The sequence below is a fragment of the Pseudomonas sp. GW821-FHT01E05 genome, from assembly GCF_059422425.1.
This window is the reverse complement of record NZ_JBWKWW010000006.1, coordinates 1-18,247: the sequence shown is the minus strand read 5'-3', so window position 1 is coordinate 18,247 and position 18,247 is coordinate 1. Positions and strand designations below refer to the sequence as shown.

Annotated in this window: 17 protein-coding genes; 7 read left to right on the top strand and 10 right to left on the bottom strand. The window is 57.9% G+C overall.

Annotation, left to right across the window (positions count from 1 at the left end):
* Nucleotides 1-87: 87 nt before the first annotated feature.
* Both AC07W5_RS14435 and AC07W5_RS14430 read right to left on the bottom strand, forming a co-directional pair.
* The gene (locus tag AC07W5_RS14435; protein WP_495023645.1) at nt 88-1,230 is read right to left on the bottom strand and encodes a glycerate kinase; all 1,143 of its coding nucleotides are present in this window, start codon (nt 1,228-1,230) and stop codon (nt 88-90) included.
* Nucleotides 1,231-1,461: 231 nt separating this feature from the next.
* Nucleotides 1,462-2,583, bottom strand: a complete 1,122-nt coding sequence (locus tag AC07W5_RS14430) for a sugar diacid recognition domain-containing protein (RefSeq protein ID WP_495023644.1) — start codon at nt 2,581-2,583, stop codon at nt 1,462-1,464.
* Nucleotides 2,584-2,755: 172 nt separating this feature from the next.
* On the opposite strand from AC07W5_RS14430, the gene AC07W5_RS14425 reads away from it, so the two are divergent.
* A complete protein-coding gene (locus AC07W5_RS14425; RefSeq protein WP_494991312.1) occupies nt 2,756-4,066 on the top strand; it encodes an MFS transporter in 1,311 nt (436 codons plus the stop codon).
* Between the two features lie 347 nt (nt 4,067-4,413).
* Nucleotides 4,414-5,427, top strand: a complete 1,014-nt coding sequence (locus tag AC07W5_RS14420) for an aldo/keto reductase (RefSeq protein WP_495013496.1) — start codon at nt 4,414-4,416, stop codon at nt 5,425-5,427.
* A 122-nt stretch (nt 5,428-5,549) separates the two neighbouring features.
* Here AC07W5_RS14420 and AC07W5_RS14415 read toward each other — a convergent pair whose 3' ends face one another.
* A complete protein-coding gene (locus AC07W5_RS14415; protein ID WP_495013497.1) occupies nt 5,550-6,026 on the bottom strand; it encodes an Lrp/AsnC family transcriptional regulator in 477 nt (158 codons plus the stop codon).
* Between the two features lie 141 nt (nt 6,027-6,167).
* On the opposite strand from AC07W5_RS14415, the gene rarD reads away from it, so the two are divergent.
* Nucleotides 6,168-7,049 carry an EamA family transporter RarD gene (rarD, locus tag AC07W5_RS14410; protein ID WP_495013498.1) on the top strand — a complete coding sequence of 294 codons (882 nt, stop codon included), beginning with the start codon at nt 6,168-6,170 and terminating at the stop codon, nt 7,047-7,049.
* 19 nt (nt 7,050-7,068) lie between these two features.
* Here the strand turns inward: rarD and hpaR are convergent, their stop codons facing one another.
* The 3 genes from hpaR to AC07W5_RS14395 form a co-directional block, all read right to left on the bottom strand.
* Complete coding sequence (gene hpaR / locus AC07W5_RS14405; protein WP_494991309.1) at nt 7,069-7,491, bottom strand: homoprotocatechuate degradation operon regulator HpaR; 423 nt, start codon at nt 7,489-7,491, stop codon at nt 7,069-7,071.
* A 121-nt stretch (nt 7,492-7,612) separates the two neighbouring features.
* Nucleotides 7,613-8,689: a 4-hydroxyphenylpyruvate dioxygenase gene (gene hppD, locus AC07W5_RS14400; protein ID WP_494991308.1), complete on the bottom strand. Its 1,077-nt coding sequence runs from the start codon at nt 8,687-8,689 to the stop codon at nt 7,613-7,615.
* A 260-nt stretch (nt 8,690-8,949) separates the two neighbouring features.
* The gene (locus tag AC07W5_RS14395; RefSeq protein WP_495023643.1) at nt 8,950-9,894 is read right to left on the bottom strand and encodes a DMT family transporter; all 945 of its coding nucleotides are present in this window, start codon (nt 9,892-9,894) and stop codon (nt 8,950-8,952) included.
* 77 nt (nt 9,895-9,971) lie between these two features.
* Here AC07W5_RS14395 and AC07W5_RS14390 point away from each other — a divergent pair, with 77 nt between their 5' ends.
* The 3 genes from AC07W5_RS14390 to AC07W5_RS14380 all read left to right on the top strand — a co-directional run bounded on the left by AC07W5_RS14390 (nt 9,972) and on the right by AC07W5_RS14380 (nt 13,117).
* On the top strand, nt 9,972-10,844 hold the full coding sequence (locus AC07W5_RS14390) for a LysR family transcriptional regulator (RefSeq protein ID WP_494991306.1): 873 nt from the start codon (nt 9,972-9,974) through the stop codon (nt 10,842-10,844).
* A 122-nt stretch (nt 10,845-10,966) separates the two neighbouring features.
* Nucleotides 10,967-12,508, top strand: coding sequence for an EAL domain-containing protein (locus AC07W5_RS14385; RefSeq protein WP_495023642.1), 1,542 nt, complete (start codon nt 10,967-10,969; stop codon nt 12,506-12,508).
* A gap of 246 nt (nt 12,509-12,754) precedes the next feature.
* Nucleotides 12,755-13,117, top strand: a complete 363-nt coding sequence (locus tag AC07W5_RS14380; protein ID WP_494991304.1) for a histone-like nucleoid-structuring protein, MvaT/MvaU family — start codon at nt 12,755-12,757, stop codon at nt 13,115-13,117.
* 180 nt (nt 13,118-13,297) lie between these two features.
* Here the strand turns inward: AC07W5_RS14380 and AC07W5_RS14375 are convergent, their stop codons facing one another.
* On the bottom strand, nt 13,298-13,834 hold the full coding sequence (locus tag AC07W5_RS14375) for a DUF4946 domain-containing protein (protein WP_494991718.1): 537 nt from the start codon (nt 13,832-13,834) through the stop codon (nt 13,298-13,300).
* Between the two features lie 196 nt (nt 13,835-14,030).
* On the opposite strand from AC07W5_RS14375, the gene gloA reads away from it, so the two are divergent.
* Nucleotides 14,031-14,552, top strand: coding sequence for a lactoylglutathione lyase (gloA, locus tag AC07W5_RS14370; protein ID WP_495023641.1), 522 nt, complete (start codon nt 14,031-14,033; stop codon nt 14,550-14,552).
* Nucleotides 14,553-14,717: 165 nt separating this feature from the next.
* On the opposite strand, the gene ahpF is transcribed toward gloA, so the two are convergent.
* From ahpF to AC07W5_RS14355, 3 genes are all read right to left on the bottom strand, one after another.
* The gene (gene ahpF / locus AC07W5_RS14365) at nt 14,718-16,280 is read right to left on the bottom strand and encodes an alkyl hydroperoxide reductase subunit F (protein WP_494991302.1); all 1,563 of its coding nucleotides are present in this window, start codon (nt 16,278-16,280) and stop codon (nt 14,718-14,720) included.
* A gap of 137 nt (nt 16,281-16,417) precedes the next feature.
* Nucleotides 16,418-16,981, bottom strand: a complete 564-nt coding sequence (ahpC, locus tag AC07W5_RS14360; RefSeq protein WP_419119408.1) for an alkyl hydroperoxide reductase subunit C — start codon at nt 16,979-16,981, stop codon at nt 16,418-16,420.
* 137 nt (nt 16,982-17,118) lie between these two features.
* Entirely contained in the window at nt 17,119-18,057 is a 939-nt protein-coding gene (locus AC07W5_RS14355) for a site-specific integrase (protein ID WP_495023640.1), read from the bottom strand.
* Nucleotides 18,058-18,247: the final 190 nt, after the last annotated feature.

The window sequence follows — 18,247 nt, the reverse complement described above, 5'->3', positions numbered from 1 at the left end:
TACATCCAGTGACGCTCTGCCTCACACGAGCGGACGCGGAGCGTCCGGGGCGGCATTCCCACGCAGAGCGTGGGAACGATCGTTGAATTAAGACTTGCCAACCGCCAACCGCCAGACCCGCGCAATATCCCCTGCCCGTTCGCGCAACAATTGCGGCGCATTAGCGCAGGCCTGCGCAAGACTCATCGGCCCCGACGGCAAGGCAAACGCGGCATCGACGCCGTGTTCATACATCTGCGCATACCCCTCGCCCAGGGTGCCGGCGATCACAATCACCGGCACCCCTTGTTGACGAGCAATCCGCGCGACACCAAAGGGGGTTTTGCCACGCAAGGTCTGGGCATCAAAACGGCCCTCGCCGGTGATCACCAGGTCGGCGCCACGTACGGCTGCTGCCAGACCGACCAGTTCAGCCACCACTTCCACGCCGGGGCGGAACTGCGCATGCAGGAATGCCTTGGCGGCAAACCCCAAACCGCCGGCGGCGCCACTGCCGGGTTCGTCACGCACGTCCCTGGCCAGCACTTGAGCGCAGTGATCGGCGAAGTGCCCGAGGGCCTGGTCCAGCTGCTGCACCTGTTCAGGCGAGGCGCCTTTCTGCGGGCCGAATATCGCTGAGGCGCCGTGGGCACCACAGAGTGGATTGTTGACGTCCGCGGCGATTTCGAAACGGACCTGGGCCAGACGCGGGTCCATTGCGTCCAGTTCGATCCGGCTCAGCGCTTTGAGTGCCAGACCGCCCCGGCTCAATGCTTGTCCCTGACTGTCGAGCAAGCGCACGCCTAACGCCTGCATCGCACCGGCGCCGCCGTCGTTGGTGGCACTGCCGCCGATGGCCAGAATGATCCGTTGCGCGCCGGCATCGAGCGCCGCGCCAATCAACTGGCCAGTGCCATAAGTGCTGCTGGAACAGGCATCACGCTGGCCGATCGCAACCAGCTGCAAACCGCTGGCCTCGGCCATTTCGATGATTGCGGTGCGGCTCTGCGGCAACCAGCCCCAACAGGCCCGCACCGGTAGACCTGACGGACCTTGCACTTGAGTGCTGCGCAACTCGCCATCGCGCGCGGCGAGAATCGCTTCGACCGTGCCCTCACCTCCGTCCGCCATCGGGCACTTGAGCAGTTGCGCGTCCGGCCAGACCTCCGCCAGCCCGAGGGCGATGGCATCGGCCACACCGATGGCACTCAGGCTGTCCTTGAACGAATCGGGGGCGATGATGATTTTCATGTGAGTTCTCCAGTTCCAATGGAGCCATGCTGCCAGTTGGAATCAGGAATAACGCCGGTCCGCTGCACAAGTACCGGGTGGGTTTATTGTTCATTGTCACAAAGCCGTCGCCTCCATTGCTGTAGGAGCCGAGCTTGCTCGCGATGGCGACCTCAACGACGCCATCGCCGGCAAGCCGTGCTCCTACGGGATTTGCGTTGACCACTGTCAAGGGTATTGCGTTGACCATCGTCAAGGGTGAGCGTCGGTTTGAGGCAGCAGCTGCACCCCGAGATAAAGCGCCAGCATCCCATCGAGTCGCAACGGATCGACTCCGCTCAGTTCGGCGATGCGCTCCATCCGGTAGCGCAGGCTGTTGCGGTGTATCCCCAAAGCGTCAGCACAGGCCTGGCTCTGACCGTCGTGTTCACACCAGCTGCGCAGGGTCGCCAGCAACTGGCCGTTACTGTCCTTGGCGATGACCTTGCGCAACGGATTGAGCAGTTCATCGAGGGCATCATCGTTGCGATGGCGCCAGAGCATCACCGGCAGACGATAGCGGTTCAGTGTCAGCAAGCGACTCTGTGGCAGCACATCGCGCCCGTAGGCCAGCAGGTCACCAACTCGCCGGTAACAGCGGCGCAACCCTTGCAGACCATCGGCCTGACCACCGACGGCGATACGCAGTATGTTCCAGCCCTGGCCGTCGAGTTTTTCCAGCAGCCGTTCATTTTCAATCGACAGCGTCGCCGCGCGACACCACAGCAACGATGACTTGGCCGAACTCACACACCAGCTGTCGGGATATCGCGAAGCCAGCCAGGCACTCAATGCTTCAACGGTCTGCCCGGGGCCATGTTCCAGCCCCAGTTCAAATAGATAAGGAATGCGCGGCAGCTGCGGTTTGAGCCCCAGCTGTTGGGCCTCGTCAATCAAGCGTGGTGAATCTCCGGCCTCGCTGAGTAACAAGGCCAGCAGATCATCGCAACGCTGGCGCCGCCATTGTTGTTCGTCCTGCTGGTTACGTTGGCCCACAAGCATCTCGGCGGTCATGCGCACCAGCTGCGCGTAGGTTCGCAACTGGTCCGGATCACCAGTGATGCCCAACACGCCGATCAGTCGCTGGTCGAGGAACAACGGCAGATTGATCCCCGGTTGCACGCCTTTGAGGTGTTTGGCGGTCTGCTCATCGATTTCCACGACACGACCATTGGCCAGCACCAACTGCGCACCTTCATGGCGGGTGTTGACCCGCTCCGGCTCGCCACTGCCCAGAATCAGGCCCTGGCTGTCCATGACGTTGACGTTATAGGGCAGGATGGCCATCGCCCGGTCGACGATATCCTGCGCCAGGTCATGATCCAGTTCGAACATAGCAGCGTGATCCTTGAAGGCAGTTTCTTATTAGTGATTGTTCAGCAGCACAGGGCAAGCGTCCTAACCCTGTGCGCAGGCACAAAGACAGGAACCCTGGGGTGACCGAGACTCTTGGTGCGATCAACGTTACCCTCGCATCGCAAAAAATCATAATAAAGAGAGACCCGCCATGTCCCAGAGCGCCGCGGCCACACTGGTCACAGCTGACCACAAAAATGCCGTCTACAAGCGCATTACCCTGCGCCTGATCCCCTTCATTTTCATCTGCTACCTGTTCAACTACCTCGACCGGGTCAACGTTGGATTTGCCAAGCTGCAGATGCTCGACGCGCTGAAGTTCAGCGAAACCGTGTACGGCCTCGGTGCCGGGATCTTCTTTATCGGCTATGTGCTGTGTGGCGTACCGAGCAATCTGGCGTTAACGAAGTTCGGCCCACGGCGCTGGATCGCGCTGATGATGATCACCTGGGGCATGCTCTCGACCTGCCTGTTGTTCGTCACCACCCCGACCGAGTTCTACACTCTGCGGCTGTTCACCGGTGCGGCTGAAGCCGGGTTCTTCCCCGGCGTGGTGCTCTACCTCTCGCAGTGGTTCCCGACCTTCCGCCGTGGCCGCATCATGGCGTTGTTCATGTCGGCGATCCCGGTTTCCGGCTTGCTCGGCAGCCCGTTCTCCGGCTGGATCCTCAACCACTTCGCGGCGGGTCAAGGCGGTTTGGCCGGTTGGCAGTGGATGTTCCTGCTGCAAGGCATTCCGACGATGATTCTCGGCGCGCTGGCGTTCTTCCTGCTCAGCGACAACTTCGCCAACGCCAAATGGCTGACCCCGCAAGAGCGTGCGGTACTCGAAGCGGATCAGGCTGAAGATCGGGCAAACAAGCCAAAAAGCACCACCGACTCACTGCTGGCGGTGTTCAAGAATCCGGCCATCTGGGCCTTCGGCCTGATTTATTTCTGCATCCAGAGTGGCGTTTACGCGATCAACTTCTGGCTGCCATCGATCATCAAAAGCCTGGGGTTCAGCGACAATCTGGTGATCGGCTGGATCAGTGCGATTCCCTATCTGCTGGCTGCGGTGTTCATGCTGATGGTCGGTCGTTCAGCCGATCTGCACAAAGAGCGTCGCTGGCACTTGGTGGTGCCAATGCTGATGGGTGCGGTGGGCTTGCTGATCGCCGTCAACTTCGCGACGCATCCGGCCGTCGCCATTCTTGGCCTGAGCATCGCCACCATGGGCGCCCTCACCGGCTTGCCGATGTTCTGGCCGGTGCCCACCGCGATGCTCAGCGCCGGTGCTGCGGCGGGTGGCCTGGCGCTGATCAACTCCATGGGGCAGATGGCTGGTTTCCTCAGCCCATACCTGGTCGGCTGGGTCAAGGACAGCACCGGTTCGACCGATGCTGCGCTGTATCTGCTGGCCGGGGTAATCGTTGCCGGTAGCCTGCTGGCGCTGCGCATGACCCGTACGCTGCGCGCGTAGCCGAAGATCAAAAGATCGCAGCCTTCGGCAGCTCCTTGTATCTCGACTATTGATGGTTTGATCGTTCCCACGCTCCGCGTGGGAATGCATCCCGTGACGCTCCGCGTCACATCCAGAGCGGACGCAGAGCGTCCAGGGCGGCATTCCCACGCGGAGCGTGGGAACGATCAACGCAGAGCGTAGGAACGATCAATAGTCGAGATACAAGGAGCTGCCGCAGGCTGCGATCTTTTCCCACCGGCAACGCGGATCGCAAGCCAGGAGCATTGAGAGGGAACACAGAACGGTGTAATAAAGAACCTCGTTTTTGTGTATGCCCACACTCAACCCGAAAGAGGATTTCGAACATGAGCTACCGCACCCTCGGCCAATCCGGTCTGCAAGTGTCCGCCCTGACCCTGGGCACGATGATGTTCGGCGAACAGACCAGCACCGAGGACTCCCTGAGGATCATCGACAAGGCCTGGGATCAGGGCATCAACTTTATCGACACAGCAGATGTCTACACTGGCGGGCGCTCCGAGGAGATCGTCGGCGAAGCGATTGCCAGTCGCCGTCAGGAGTGGGTCGTCGCGTCCAAGGTCGGTTACGGCCCGGTGGACGGCGTACCGAATCGCACGGGTTTGAGCCGCAAGCATCTCTTCAACGCTATCGAGGCCAGCCTGACCCGGCTGGGCACCGATTACCTGGACATCTACTACCTGCACCGCGAAGACCACAACACGCCGCTGGAGGTCACCGTTTCCGCCATTGGCGACCTGCTGCGCCAGGGCAAGATCCGCTACTGGGGACTGTCCAATTACCGCGGCTGGCGCATTGCTGAAGTGATTCGCGTGGCGGATAAACTCGGGGTCGACCGGCCGGTGATCAGTCAGCCGCTGTACAACATCGTCAACCGTCAGGCCGAGACAGAGCAGATCACCGCCGCCAGTGCCTACGGTCTCGGCGTGGTGCCCTACAGCCCGTTGGCCCGTGGCGTGCTCAGCGGCAAATACGCGCCCGATGTCACGCCGGACGTCAACAGCCGCGCCGGGCGACAGGACAAACGCATCCTGGAAACCGAATGGCGGGTCGAATCCCTGCGCATTGCCCAACAGATCCAGCAATACACCCAGGGCCGTGGCGTCGGCATCGTCGAATTTGCCATCGCCTGGGTGCTGAACAATGCAGCAGTCAGCTCAGCCATCGTCGGACCGCGTACCGAAGAACAGTGGGACGCCTACACCAAGGCGTTGGCGGTGAAAATCACTGCCGAAGACGAAGCCTTTATCGACTCGCTGGTGACCCCGGGCCACTCCTCTACTCCGGGCTACAACGATGTCAGTCACTTCGTTTCCGGGCGGGTACCGCGTTCGCTCTAAGCGCACTGGGTAGTCGCTGAAAGTCCGAATCTTCAATAATGGAGATTCGGATTTTTTATTCCGCATTCACGTCACCTGGCTGAGCTGATGTGCAGAGCCAGAGCTGTTCCAGTTGATTGAGCTCAGCTCAAGGGCACACTCAAGCTCACCTTGACCCGGTCCATCACCACGATGCTGCGGAACCACTTGATATTGCGATTCTCGTAAAACAGCTCACGGGCCAGGGTTTCGTAAGCCTTCATCGTCTCCACCACGATCACCAGCATGAAATCGGCATCACCGGTGACGTAGTAGCACTGCTGAACCTGTGGGATCGACATCTGTGCCTTCAGTACATCAAGGTCTTCGATGTGCGTTCGTTCGGCGTGAACCTCGACGAGGATAGTGATGGGTTTACCGACAGATTCAGGATCGATCACGGCGGTGTTGGCGGTGATCACGCCGCTTTGCTCCATGCGTTTGATTCGCCGCTGCACGGCGGCGGTGGACAAACTGACCTGCTCACCAATCACCCGCAGCGCCATGGAGTTATCGCGCTGCAATCGCTGCAGAATGGCCAGATCAAAGGAATCGAGATCGGGATTCTTGTTCAAGGACATGAGCCGGGCCTGGGCGTGAGAAATTTTCCCATAATAGGCCATTAATCAGAGTAAACGTCTCACGATAAAAGCAATATATTCTCACCGCAAAACCCCCCCCCTTTCAAAAACGCTTAAACCCCAGGGTCTCGCGAGGACAGTGTGTCAAAAGGTATTGCTTTATCGGTTCTGGCATCGGTGCTGTTCGCCGTCATGTATTTCTACACATCGCTGCTCTCGCCCCTCAGCGGCGTAGAAATTTTTGGCTGGCGCATGCTCTTGACCGCGCCGTGCATGACCGTCTTCATGTTCGCCTCGGGCGAATGGAAACACGCCGTCGCACTGATCAAACGCCTGCTCGACAAACCTGTTTTGGCGCTGGGCCTGCTGCTTTCTTCGGCATTGCTCGGCGTGCAACTGTGGTTGTTCATGTGGGCGCCACTGAACGGGCATAGCCTGGATGTATCCCTTGGCTATTTTCTACTGCCACTGACCATGGTTCTGACCGGACGACTCGTTTACGGCGAGCGTCTTTCTCACCTGCAAAAGATCGCGGCATTCTTCGCGAGCCTCAGCGTGGTCAATGAGTTGTATCAGGTCGGCAGCTTCTCCTGGACGACCTTGCTGGTGGCCATCGGTTATCCGACCTATTTCGTGCTGCGCCGACGCCTGGCCGCAGACAACCTGGGTGGATTGTGGCTCGACATGACCTTGCTATTGCCGGTGGCGTTATGGTTCGTGCAAAGCGGTGAGCAAGGTTTCGGCGTGGTCGGGCAGCACCCGTGGCTGTACCTGCTGATCCCGCTGCTTGGGCTGATCAGCGCATCGGCGCTGGTGAGCTACATCATCGCCAGCCGGCTGTTGGCCTTCAGCCTGTTCGGGCTGCTCAGTTATGTCGAGCCGGTGCTGCTGCTCGGCGTCGCCCTGCTGCTGGGAGAAAGCATCGGTGCGGGGGAATGGCTGACCTATATCCCGATATGGCTGGCGGTGCTGGTGTTGATCTTCGAAGGGTTTAAACACCTGGCACGCCATCGCAAATCCTGACTCAAACGGCCCGTTTGAGTCAGGGCTTGATTTGTTTCAGCTCGTTGAGGAGTGCCAGCAGTGCCTGCATCTTTTCTTCGCCGAATTGCTGCTGGATCTTCTGGTAGTTGATCTCCATGTCACCACTCATGGAGACGAAACAGGCTTCGCCCTTCTCGGTCAGTTTGATGAACAAACGTCGCTGATCTTCAGAGGATTTGCGGCGGCTGACGTACTCATCGCGCTCAAGACGGGTTAACACCCCGGTCATGCTTGGCGGCAGGATGCAGGCCATTTTTGCCAACTGGTGACTTTCCAGTTCGCCGTTCTGGCGCAGGATGCGGATGACCCGCCACTGCTGCTCGGTCAGGTCGTGCTGATTGAGCGAAGGTCGGAAAAACGCCATGGCCGCTTCACGGGCCTGAAGCAGGGTCAATGTCAAAGAAGGTCTTGGATGGGTCATAAGAGGATCGGTCAAAAGGCTGGAAAGCAAAACATTAACACATTCACTATCGCCATCCGACACGCAAAAAAAAACCCGGCTGCAGAATGCTGCAGCCGGGCTCTTTTACTTCAGCAACTGATTACTCGGTTGCAAGCACACCGCGGCGAACCTGGTCACGTTCGATGGATTCGAACAGCGCCTTGAAGTTGCCCTCGCCGAAGCCATCATCGCCCTTGCGCTGGATGAATTCGAAGAACACCGGCCCCATCAGGGTTTCCGAGAAGATTTGCAACAGCAGGCGTTTGTCGCCCGGCTCGGACGAACCGTCCAGCAGAATCCCGCGCGATTGCAGTTCTTCGACCGGTTCACCGTGGTTCGGCAAACGACCTTCGAGCATCTCGTAGTAGGTTTCCGGTGGCGCGGTCATGAAGCGCATGCCGATTTTCTTCAGGTGATCCCAGGTCTTGAGCAGATCGTCGGTCAGGAAGGCAACGTGCTGAATGCCCTCGCCGTTGAACTGCATCAGGAACTCTTCGATTTGCCCTGCGCCCTTGGACGATTCTTCGTTCAGCGGAATGCGGATCATGCCGTCCGGGGCGGTCATGGCCTTGGAGGTCAGGCCGGTGTATTCGCCCTTGATGTCGAAGTACCGGATTTCACGGAAGTTGAACAGCTTCTCGTAGAAATTCGCCCAATACGCCATGCGACCGCGATACACGTTGTGGGTCAGGTGATCGATGATTTTCAGGCCAGCCCCGACCGGGTTGCGGTCAACACCTTCGATGAACACGAAATCGATGTCGTAGATCGAGCTACCTTCGCCGAAACGGTCGATCAGGTACAGCGGCGCGCCGCCGATCCCTTTGATCGCCGGCAGGTTCAGCTCCATCGGGCCGGTCTCGATGTGAATCGGCTGGGCACCAAGTTCGAGGGCACGGGCAAACGCCTGCTGGGCATTCTTGACACGAAACGCCATGCCGCAAACCGACGGGCCGTGCTCGGCCGCGAAGTACGAGGCGACACTGTGGGGTTCGTTGTTGAGGATCAGGTTGATGTGGCCCTGGCGATACAGGTGCACGTCTTTGGAGCGATGGGTTGCGACTTTGCTGAACCCCATGATCTCGAAGATCGGTTCGAGCGTGTTTGGGGTCGGCGATGCGAATTCGATGAACTCAAAGCCCATCAGGCCCATTGGGTTTTCGTATAAATCTGCCATGGTTGGCGCCTCATCATGCTTTTAGAATTAACAGCTGGAATTAACGGATCGTTAGTTGCTATCAATGCTGAAGCCGACGGGCGGCGCGCAGGAGATCCCCCGCACGCTGCGGGCGAGGAAATCACCGAAAATCAATTGGAACCCTAGTAGCTTCATGTCGACCCATTCTCGTACGGGCGAGGCTTCTGCTGCCAGAAGACTTATTCTTGTATGCGTAAACCGATTCTACACAGCGTAAAACAGTTTGTCCGCATTCTGTATCAAATCCCCTTTTTTGACGCCAGTGCAAGGGGTTTGTTGCACAGGTAGATGCCCCCCAGAATCAACCCGCCGCCCAGGTACATCGGCAGGGTCAGTTGCTCACCCAGCAGCAGTGCTCCGAGAATTACCGCAGTCAGCGGGTTGAGGGCGATGAAAGCGCCGGAACGGGTTGCGCCGATTTTTCGGATACCGTCGTAGTACCAGATATAGGCCAGCGCCGAACCCAGCACGCCCAAATAAAGCAGGCTGAAAAACTGCCTGGGGTTGAGGCTTGCCAGCACCTCGATACTCAGTTCACCGCGCGCTGCACTGGTCGCCCAGAGCATCACGGTGCCGATCAGGATCGAATAGGTCACGGTTTGCAGTGACCCCAGAGCCTGGTTCAGGCCTTTGGAATACAGCGAGAAGGTTCCCCAGCCCAGCACGCAGCCGAAAATCAGCAAGTCACCGACCCAGGCATTCGCAGCGCCGTTGAACAGTTGCTGATTTCGACTGACGATCACCAGGCCCGCCCCTGCGAGGCAAATCCCGATGCCGAAAACTCTCGCCCGACTCAAGCGCTCCCTGAACAACAGCCACGACGCGAGGGCGATGACTGCCGGGTTCAACGCCACGATCAGCGAAGCGCGCGAGGCGTTGATGTAATGCAATCCATAGAAAAAACACAGGTTATAGAAAAAGATCCCGAAGAACCCCAGCACGGCCAACTGCAGCCATTGCTTGAGGTTGGGGCGCGCCAAGGGGATACGTGCCAGCGCCATGAACAGCAGTAACGCCAGACTGGCCAGCAGAAAGCGCACGCTCGCCGCGAGCAACGGGTTGAGCGTGTCGGCCAGGAAACGTCCAGCGACAAAAGTCCCGCCCCAGATCATCGTGACCGCCGCCAGCTTCAGGTAAACCGGCACATCGGATTCAATCGGGACAGCGTTTACATCGGTTCTCATAACACTCTCGGGCGCGAAGGCAGGGGATAGCGTATTCTTCACCTAATACATGATCATCGTAAAATGAGTAAAAACTCATGACCCTGACCCAACTCGAGATCTTTTCGCTGGTTGCCGAGCTGCGCGGTTTTACCAGCGCCGCGACCCGCCTGGGAATTACCCAATCGGCGGTATCCCACGCCATCAAATCGCTGGAGCAAGAGCTTGGCGTCGAGCTGCTCAGAAGGCATCAGTCCCAGGTCGAACTGAGTGACATCGGCCAGCAATTGGTGTTGCGCGCCCGGGCCATGCTGGGCCTGGCCAACACCATGCAACAGGAAGCCGCCGATGCGCGCGGCATGAAACGCGGTACTTTGCGCATTGGCTCCTTTGGGCCGACGTCATCGATGAGACTTCTGCCGATGATTCTGCAGCCCTATCGTGCAGCCCATCCAGGGATTGAGGTGCACATCGACGAAGGCCCGGACCATCAGGTCGTCCAGTGGCTCGAAGAGCGGCGGATCGATATCGGATTTGTGGTATTGCCTGAAGAGCGCTTCGATACGTATGCATTGGTCGAAGACCAGATGGTCGCGCTGATCCCGGTCGATCATGCGCTGGCCGCGAAGAAAGGCGTGACCTTGAAAGACCTGTGCGACGACCCGTTCATTCTCACGCAGGCGGGCTCATCGGAGCTGGTTTCAAGGCTGTTCACCGCATCCGGATTGACGCCCGACATTCGTTATCGAAGCTCGCAGTTGCTCAGCACACTGGAGACCGTCAGCCGCGGTGACGCCTTGACGATCGTCGCCGAGTTGTCGCTACCGAACTGCGCAGACGACCGGTATGTAAAAAGAGCGCTGTGTCCTCAGGTCAAGCGTCAGGTGGGTCTGGCAGTACTGGATCAACGGCAGGCATCGCCGGCGACACTGGCCTTCATCAAGTTGGCCTTGAGCCTCGATTACCGATGAAAAAGCGTAAAGTGCGTGCACCAACTATCATGGCCGGTGCATGAACTCTTTTTGGGAGGAAAGTCATTGCCCTACCCGTATTTGAGAGCCCTACCGCTCTTACTTCGCTATAGGTTTCGCAAATGCCATTGACTGTTAAAAGTCGTCAGCAACGGACCCGCCGTATTGCAATAACCGTTTTGACTGCAGCGATGCCCGTAGTGCTTGGGTTCGCCATCCTGTATACGCAAGCGCAGCGCACACTGGAGCAGGCCACCGCACAAACCGCCGAAGAGGCGGTGCGCCAATTTGACTTGATGCTCGATAACACCGCGATGGCGGCGCGGGAGATTCTCCCCCTCGCGGGACCGTCTTGTGATGACGACAAACAGTTGGCACTTCGCGAGCAAGTCACCCGTCGCCCTTTCGTGCGCTCTACCAACCTGATCTGGAATAACAGTAACTATTGCAGTTCTCTGTATGGCAACAGCGCTGTTGCAGTGCTTGACCCTGAAGATTATGTCGAAGGGAAACTGTGGCTGATGAGTGGCAACCCCGTCACGCCAAATACTGCCGTGCTTGTCTATCGATTGAGCGAGGGCAGTCAGGGAGCTCTTGCAACCATCGATGGTTACCATCTGACCAATGCACTGCGTTTGATAAGCCGCTATACAGACCTCGTGCTCCAGGTAGGTTCCAACTGGTTATCCGCCGATGGCCAGGTTCACGACTCGCGTTTACCGGTCTTCCCCGTGGCCCCCAACCATCTAAAATCATCGCGCTATGCCTATAGTGTCGAAGCAGGTATGCCTGAGGGCGAAGTCTGGCGCTATATGAAGGCCAGGTACCCGGCTCTTTTCAGCCTGCTGATCTTCTTCGGTGTAATTTCCGGAACCATTGGCCATCGGCTGCAGAAGCACTCATCCTCGCCAAGCCATGAGTTACAACGTGCATTGAAGGCAGCTGAGTTCATTCCCTATTTCCAGCCCGTGGTACGCGGCGATAACAAGCAATGGGCCGGTATGGAAGTGTTGATGCGCTGGCAACACCCCAAAGAAGGCCTGGTGCGTGCGGACCTGTTTATCCCGTTTGCCGAGCACTGCGGATTGATCGTCCCGATGACCCGCTCATTGATGCGGCAAACCGCTGCATTGCTGGCCCCAAATGCCCAGTCATTCAATGACGGCTTCCATATCGGTATCAACATCACCGCCAGCCACTGCCATGACCTGGAGCTGGTTGAAGACTGCCGGGAGTTTCTCGGCGCATTCCCACCCGGCAAAGTCACGCTCGTTCTGGAGTTGACTGAGCGCGAGCTGATCGAGCCAACAGACATCACCCGGGAGCTCTTCAAACAACTCCATGAGCTGGGTGTCATGATCGCCATCGACGATTTCGGCACAGGCCACTCGAGCCTGGGCTATTTGCGCCAATTCAATGTGGACTTCTTGAAAATAGACCAGAGCTTTGTAGCGATGATCGGAGTCGACGCCCTGTCCCGTCATATACTCGACAGCATCATTGAACTGTCAGGCAAACTCGACCTGGGTATCGTTGCAGAAGGTGTCGAAACACCCGAACAACGCGACTATCTCGCGGCACAAGGTGTGGATTTTCTGCAAGGCTATCTATTCGCTCGGCCCATGCCCGGAGATGAATTCCTCCTGACATTAAATCACCATTAAATAGAGAGGCTTACCGGACAAAAATCCCCATGTTGCAATTGAATCATGCAGCACATTGCATCGGGCGACTCTTATCCACCCGATGAACAAAAAGACATGATTTACTCTTGATGCATTAACTACTACAATTTTTGCTGCCTGTGCAAGATTGCAGGTGAGCCATTATCACCGACTCGTCCTAAGGCTCTTGGCTTATAGCTTTGTTTGCGGTTGGTATCAGCCAAATACACTATTGGAGTGAAGATATTGTCCAGACTCGCTGAATTTCGTGCCGCTGAAAAGGCCCTTCAAGAACAGCTTGCGCAGCTGGAATCGCTGAAGAATGACGCCGGGCTCAAGAAAGAAATCGAATTCGAAGAAAAGCTCCAGGGCCTGATGAAAACCTACAGCAAGAGCCTGCGCGACATCATCGCCATCCTCGATCCGAAGCTGGGTAAATCCAGCCCGCTTGTGGCTGCTCCGAAGACGCGTCGGGCCCGCGTGGTCAAGGTTTATCACAACCCGCATACCGGTGAACTGATTGAAACCAAGGGCGGTAATCACCGCGGCTTGAAAGCCTGGAAGGAACAGTACGGTGCCGCCACCGTTGAGTCCTGGCTGCGAGCTTAAGCGATTGCGCCACATCAAGGCCCTGCACATGCAGGGCCTTTTCGTTCAGGGCGGCAGTCAATCTAACGATGGTTGTCGAGCCCGTTAGAAATACCCGGCCCACACCACAACTTTGTACTTGCCCCCTCGACTAGCTAACAGCAAATCCCGGCGCAAAATCCGTAACGATTGAACAAACAATTAAAGTTTCAGGCTGTTTCGTGCAACGAGTATCTCATCCTGGCTCGCCGCATAAGCCTCTGCTTGCCCTGCATAGGAAAGAACATAAGCTTTATCGCCATCAACCGCAGCGACTAATGTTTGAGACAGTACGTGCCGCCCGTTTTGCGTGATGGTGCAAGTGGTTTCAAGCGCCGACAGCCGACTCAATGTGGCTGAGTGGATTTTGTTGCAAACGCTTTGATATCCCCCCGAAACGAAATCCTTTTGCACGGACTTGCGCATTTCCAGCAACACCCCCTGCAGATTGACCTGATGCCCGGCGTCAATCTGAGTCATGGTCAACTCCATGACCATGACCGGAGTTGCGCTTTGATCATTCTTGACCGCTCGCTGCCTGGACACTTTGGGCGAGGACTCAAGCGTTGAGCCTTCTTGCGGCAACACCTCCACTTCCCAGCCGTTGGGCCAGGTGATAACCGGGTCGGCAGCCTGAATGCCAGCACTGCCAAGCAACAGGCCTGTCAAAACGAATAGGGTTTTATAGGGTCGGATCATTGCAATGAGCACTCGCGGGTCGAACGATAAAGTTTGAGGCCCGCAACGTCACCAGGCAATAGGCCAGGGTCTGTTGACGTATGGTTTGGCGCTGCCAGCAACGCTTGCGTATCATTGGTCCACCCAATCAACCGCAAGCCAGGGGACCGCTCGTGACCTGGAGCGCCGTTTGCCCCACTTATTTTCTGGAGGGCCCATGAGCCTGCACGAACTGAACACTTTCCCGGGTGTGACCGCCCAGACCGACACTGCCACTCAGAAATTCGTCTTCAACCACACCATGCTGCGGGTGAAGGACATTACCAGGTCGCTGGACTTCTACACCCGCATCCTGGGTTTCTCCCTGGTGGAAAAACGCGACTTTCCGGAAGCCGAATTCAGTCTGTACTTCCTGGCCCTGGTTGATAAAGCGCAGATCCCGGCTGACGCTGGCGCGCGTACCGAGTGGATGAAGTCGATTCCCGGCATTCTCGAACTGACCCACAACCACGGCACCGAAAACGACGCGGATTTTGCCTACCATAACGGCAATACCGACCCACGAGGCTTCGGCCATATCTGCATCTCGGTGCCGGATATCCGCGCCGCGTGCGAGCGCTTTGAAGCACTGGGTGTGGACTTCCAGAAACGCCTGAGCGACGGCCGCATGAAGAGCCTGGCCTTCATCAAGGACCCGGACGCCTACTGGGTTGAAATCATTCAGCCGACACCACTGTAAACCACCTATAAGTGATCCAGAACATGATCGTTCCCACGCTCTGCGTGGGAATGCCTCAACGGACGCTCCGCGTCCGCTTTGGATGTGACGCAGAGCGTCACGGGCTGCATTCCCACGCGGAGCGTGGGAACGATCACACAGGGGTTTTGTTTCTGCATCGAGGATTTATGCAGGTGCGGACGTGCGAATCAAATGATCGAACGCGCTGAGCGATGCCTTGGCACCCTCGCCCACTGCAATGACAATCTGCTTATACGGCACCGTGGTCACGTCACCGGCGGCGAACACCCCCGGCAGTGAAGTCTCGCCGCGTGCATCGACAATAATCTCACCACGAGGCGACAGCTCGATCGTACCCTTCAGCCAATCGGTGTTGGGCAGCAAACCGATCTGCACAAAGATCCCTTCCAGCTCGACATTCAACACTTCGCCTGACTGCCGATCCTTGTAGAGCAAGCCGTTGACCTTCTGCCCATCGCCGGTCACTTCAGTAGTTTGCGCATGGGTGATCACCGTAACGTTCGGCAGACTGTGCAGCTTGCGCTGCAATACCGCATCGGCGCGTAGCTGCACATCGAACTCCAGGAGCGTGACGTGCGCCACGATACCGGCCAGGTCGATGGCCGCCTCGACACCCGAGTTGCCGCCACCGATCACCGCCACGCGCTTGCCCTTGAACAGCGGGCCGTCACAGTGCGGGCAGTAAGCTACGCCACGGTTACGGTATTGCTGCTCGCCCGGGACGTTCATTTCACGCCAGCGGGCGCCGGTCGCGAGGATGACCGTCCTGGCTTTGAGCGATGCGCCGCTGGCGAATTTGACTTCGTGAAGCGCCCCGCTCTTGCCGGGAATCAGCGCATCGGCGCGCTGCAGATTCATGATGTCGACGTCGTATTGCTTGACGTGTTCTTCCAGGGCCACGGCCAGTTTCGGCCCTTCGGTTTCCTGGACCGAAATGAAGTTTTCGATGGCCATGGTGTCCAGCACCTGCCCACCAAAACGCTCGGCAGCGACACCGGTACGAATGCCTTTGCGGGCGGCGTAGATCGCAGCCGAAGCACCGGCCGGGCCACCGCCCACCACCAACACATCAAAGGCCTCTTTGGCGCTGATCTTTTCAGCCTGGCGCTCGATGCCGCTGGTGTCGATCTTGCCGAGGATTTCTTCCAGGCCCATACGGCCCTGGCCGAAGTTGACCCCGTTCAGGTAAACGCTTGGCACCGCCATGATCTGACGATCATTGACTTCGTCCTGGAACAGCGCGCCGTCAATGGCAACGTGACGAATGTTCGGGTTAAGCACCGCCATCAGGTTCAGCGCCTGGACCACGTCCGGGCAGTTCTGGCAAGACAGCGAGAAATAAGTCTCGAAGTTGAACTCGCCTTTGAGCGAGCGGATCTGTTCGATCACCTCACTACTGGCCTTCGAAGGGTGGCCTCCGACTTGCAGCAAGGCGAGCACCAACGAAGTGAATTCGTGGCCCATAGGGATGCCGGCGAAGCGCAGGCTGATATCGCTTCCCGGGCGGTTCAACGAGAACGATGGCTTGCGCGCATCGGTACCGTTGTCGAGCAAGGTAATGAGACTGGAAAGGCTGGCAACGTCCTTGAGTAACGCGAGCATTTCCTGGGATTTCGCACCGTCGTCGAGGGAGGCGACGATCTCGATCGGCTGGGTGACCCGTTCCAGGTATGACTTCAACTGAGCTTTTAGATTGGCGTCCAACATACGGGCGATTTCCATGTTTTTGGTAGAGAGGCAGGACGGTAGAAAAAACAACGCCCGGGCAGATTCGCCCAGGCGTTTTTTTGGGGCGATGCGGTTTACAGGCTCAAGAGCTCATCGCCCTCAATCGACTCACGGACTTAGATCTTGCCGACCAGGTCCAGAGACGGCGCCAGAGTGGCCTCGCCTTCTTTCCACTTGGCTGGGCAAACTTCGCCTGGGTGAGCAGCGACATACTGAGCGGCTTTGATCTTGCGCAGCAGCTCGGAAGCGTCGCGGCCTACACCGCCGTCGTTCAGTTCGACGATTTTGATCTGGCCTTCAGGGTTGATCACGAAGGTGCCACGGTCAGCCAGGCCGACTTCTTCGATCAGCACGTCGAAGTTGCGGGAGATCACGTGGGTCGGGTCACCAATCATTGTGTAGCGGATTTTTTCGATAGCAGGCGAAGTGTTGTGCCAGGCAGCGTGAGCAAAGTGGGTGTCGGTCGACACGCTGTAGATTTCTACGCCCAGCTTCTGGAACTCGGCGTAGTTATCAGCCAGGTCTTCCAGCTCGGTCGGGCATACGAAGGTGAAGTCGGCCGGGTAGAAGAACACGACAGACCATTTGCCTTTCAGATCGGCGTCCGACACTTCGACGAATGCGCCGTTTTTGAATGCGGTTGCTTTGAACGGTTTAACGTGGCTGTTGATGATAGGCATCGGTGACTCTCCGTCAGGGTTGAAAAGTTGATGAGGTGAATCCTACCCACTCAACTTCCTGATGGCTCATTGGCAAAGATGATGCCGCCGATTGGTTTTGGCTATTAGCACGCTGTGTTAATAGAAGAAAATGTTAGCTACTCGCCAATGCGTTTCTCGGCGAGTTGAGTCATCCCGAGAAACGGACTGGCTTCGACATAGCGCATGGCCGATTTCATGTCCTTCCAGCCGACATAACTCATCAACGACTTCAAATCCCAACCGCTGCGGTGAGCCCAGGTGGCGAAACCCCGGCGCAATGAGTGACTGGTGTATTGCTCGGCGGGAATCCCCGCGCGTTGCAATGCCTGACGCAACAACGGAATCACGCTATTGGCGTGCAAGCCCTCTTCGCTCAGGTTGCCCCAGCGATCGATCCTGCGAAACACCGGGCCGCGTACCAACCCGGCGGCATTGATCCATTCGATGTAAGCCTGCACCGGACACAAGCGCTGCAGCGCCGGGGTTTGATAGGTCTTGCCCAGGTTGTCGCGATCACTTTTGCTGCGCGGCAAATACAGCGTGATGCCCGAGCCGGCGGTTGCCTGCACGTGTTCGATTTGCACGCGGCACAACTCATCGCTACGAAAGCCCCGCCAGAAGCCCAACAAGATCAGTGCAGCATCACGCCTGGCCCGCAACAGCGTGGGTTGATCGCCGTCCGCCATGGCTTGCAACGCTTCTTGCTCGAGACAGGTAATGACTCGCTCCAGATGCTCGAGCTGCAACGGTTCGGCCTGCTTTTCCTGCACCGGGTGTAAAGCGCGGATGCCCTTGAAGACCTTGCGCACCACGGGTGCCTTGGTCGGATCGGCAAAGCCCTGACTGTTATGCCACTGCGCCAGCGCAGACAGCCGCAGCTTCAAGGTGTTGATCGACAACACGCCGGCATGAGCAACGAGGTAACGCGCCACGCTACCGCCGGTCGCCGGCAGAAACCCGCCCCAACTGACTTCGAAGTGCTCAATGGCTGCCCGGTAACTGCGCCGTGTGTTCTCGCGGGTTGCCGCGTGCAGATAACGATCCAGATCGCTCATGGGAATGACCTTGTGGTGACCCGTGTAGGAGCAGCCGGTCGACGCTCGATTGCTCGCGATGGTCGTTAACGCTAACGCGGGAAGCCAGATGCACCTCAGCGCTCTCAAGTTTTTCGCGAGCAATCGAGCGTCGACCGGCTGCTCCTACACGGGTCACCACAAGGTCATTCCCATGAGCGATCTGGATCGT

Bases quoted from the DNA above. Each gene is read 5' to 3' on its own strand.
- AC07W5_RS14375 (WP_494991718.1), bottom strand. From the start codon at position 13,834: ATGATCCGACCCTATAAAACCCTATTCGTTTTGACAGGCCTGTTGCTT.
- ahpC (WP_419119408.1), bottom strand. From the start codon at position 16,981: ATGCCTATCATCAACAGCCACGTTAAACCGTTCAAAGCAACCGCATTC.
- AC07W5_RS14385 (WP_495023642.1), top strand. From the start codon at position 10,967: ATGCCATTGACTGTTAAAAGTCGTCAGCAACGGACCCGCCGTATTGCA.
- AC07W5_RS14425 (WP_494991312.1), top strand. From the start codon at position 2,756: ATGTCCCAGAGCGCCGCGGCCACACTGGTCACAGCTGACCACAAAAAT.
- AC07W5_RS14420 (WP_495013496.1), top strand. From the start codon at position 4,414: ATGAGCTACCGCACCCTCGGCCAATCCGGTCTGCAAGTGTCCGCCCTG.
- gloA (WP_495023641.1), top strand. From the start codon at position 14,031: ATGAGCCTGCACGAACTGAACACTTTCCCGGGTGTGACCGCCCAGACC.
- AC07W5_RS14435 (WP_495023645.1), bottom strand. From the start codon at position 1,230: ATGAAAATCATCATCGCCCCCGATTCGTTCAAGGACAGCCTGAGTGCC.
- AC07W5_RS14355 (WP_495023640.1), bottom strand. From the start codon at position 18,057: ATGAGCGATCTGGATCGTTATCTGCACGCGGCAACCCGCGAGAACACA.
- AC07W5_RS14390 (WP_494991306.1), top strand. From the start codon at position 9,972: ATGACCCTGACCCAACTCGAGATCTTTTCGCTGGTTGCCGAGCTGCGC.
- AC07W5_RS14395 (WP_495023643.1), bottom strand. From the start codon at position 9,894: ATGAGAACCGATGTAAACGCTGTCCCGATTGAATCCGATGTGCCGGTT.
- AC07W5_RS14415 (WP_495013497.1), bottom strand. From the start codon at position 6,026: ATGTCCTTGAACAAGAATCCCGATCTCGATTCCTTTGATCTGGCCATT.
- ahpF (WP_494991302.1), bottom strand. From the start codon at position 16,280: ATGTTGGACGCCAATCTAAAAGCTCAGTTGAAGTCATACCTGGAACGG.
- hpaR (WP_494991309.1), bottom strand. From the start codon at position 7,491: ATGACCCATCCAAGACCTTCTTTGACATTGACCCTGCTTCAGGCCCGT.
- hppD (WP_494991308.1), bottom strand. From the start codon at position 8,689: ATGGCAGATTTATACGAAAACCCAATGGGCCTGATGGGCTTTGAGTTC.
- AC07W5_RS14430 (WP_495023644.1), bottom strand. From the start codon at position 2,583: ATGTTCGAACTGGATCATGACCTGGCGCAGGATATCGTCGACCGGGCG.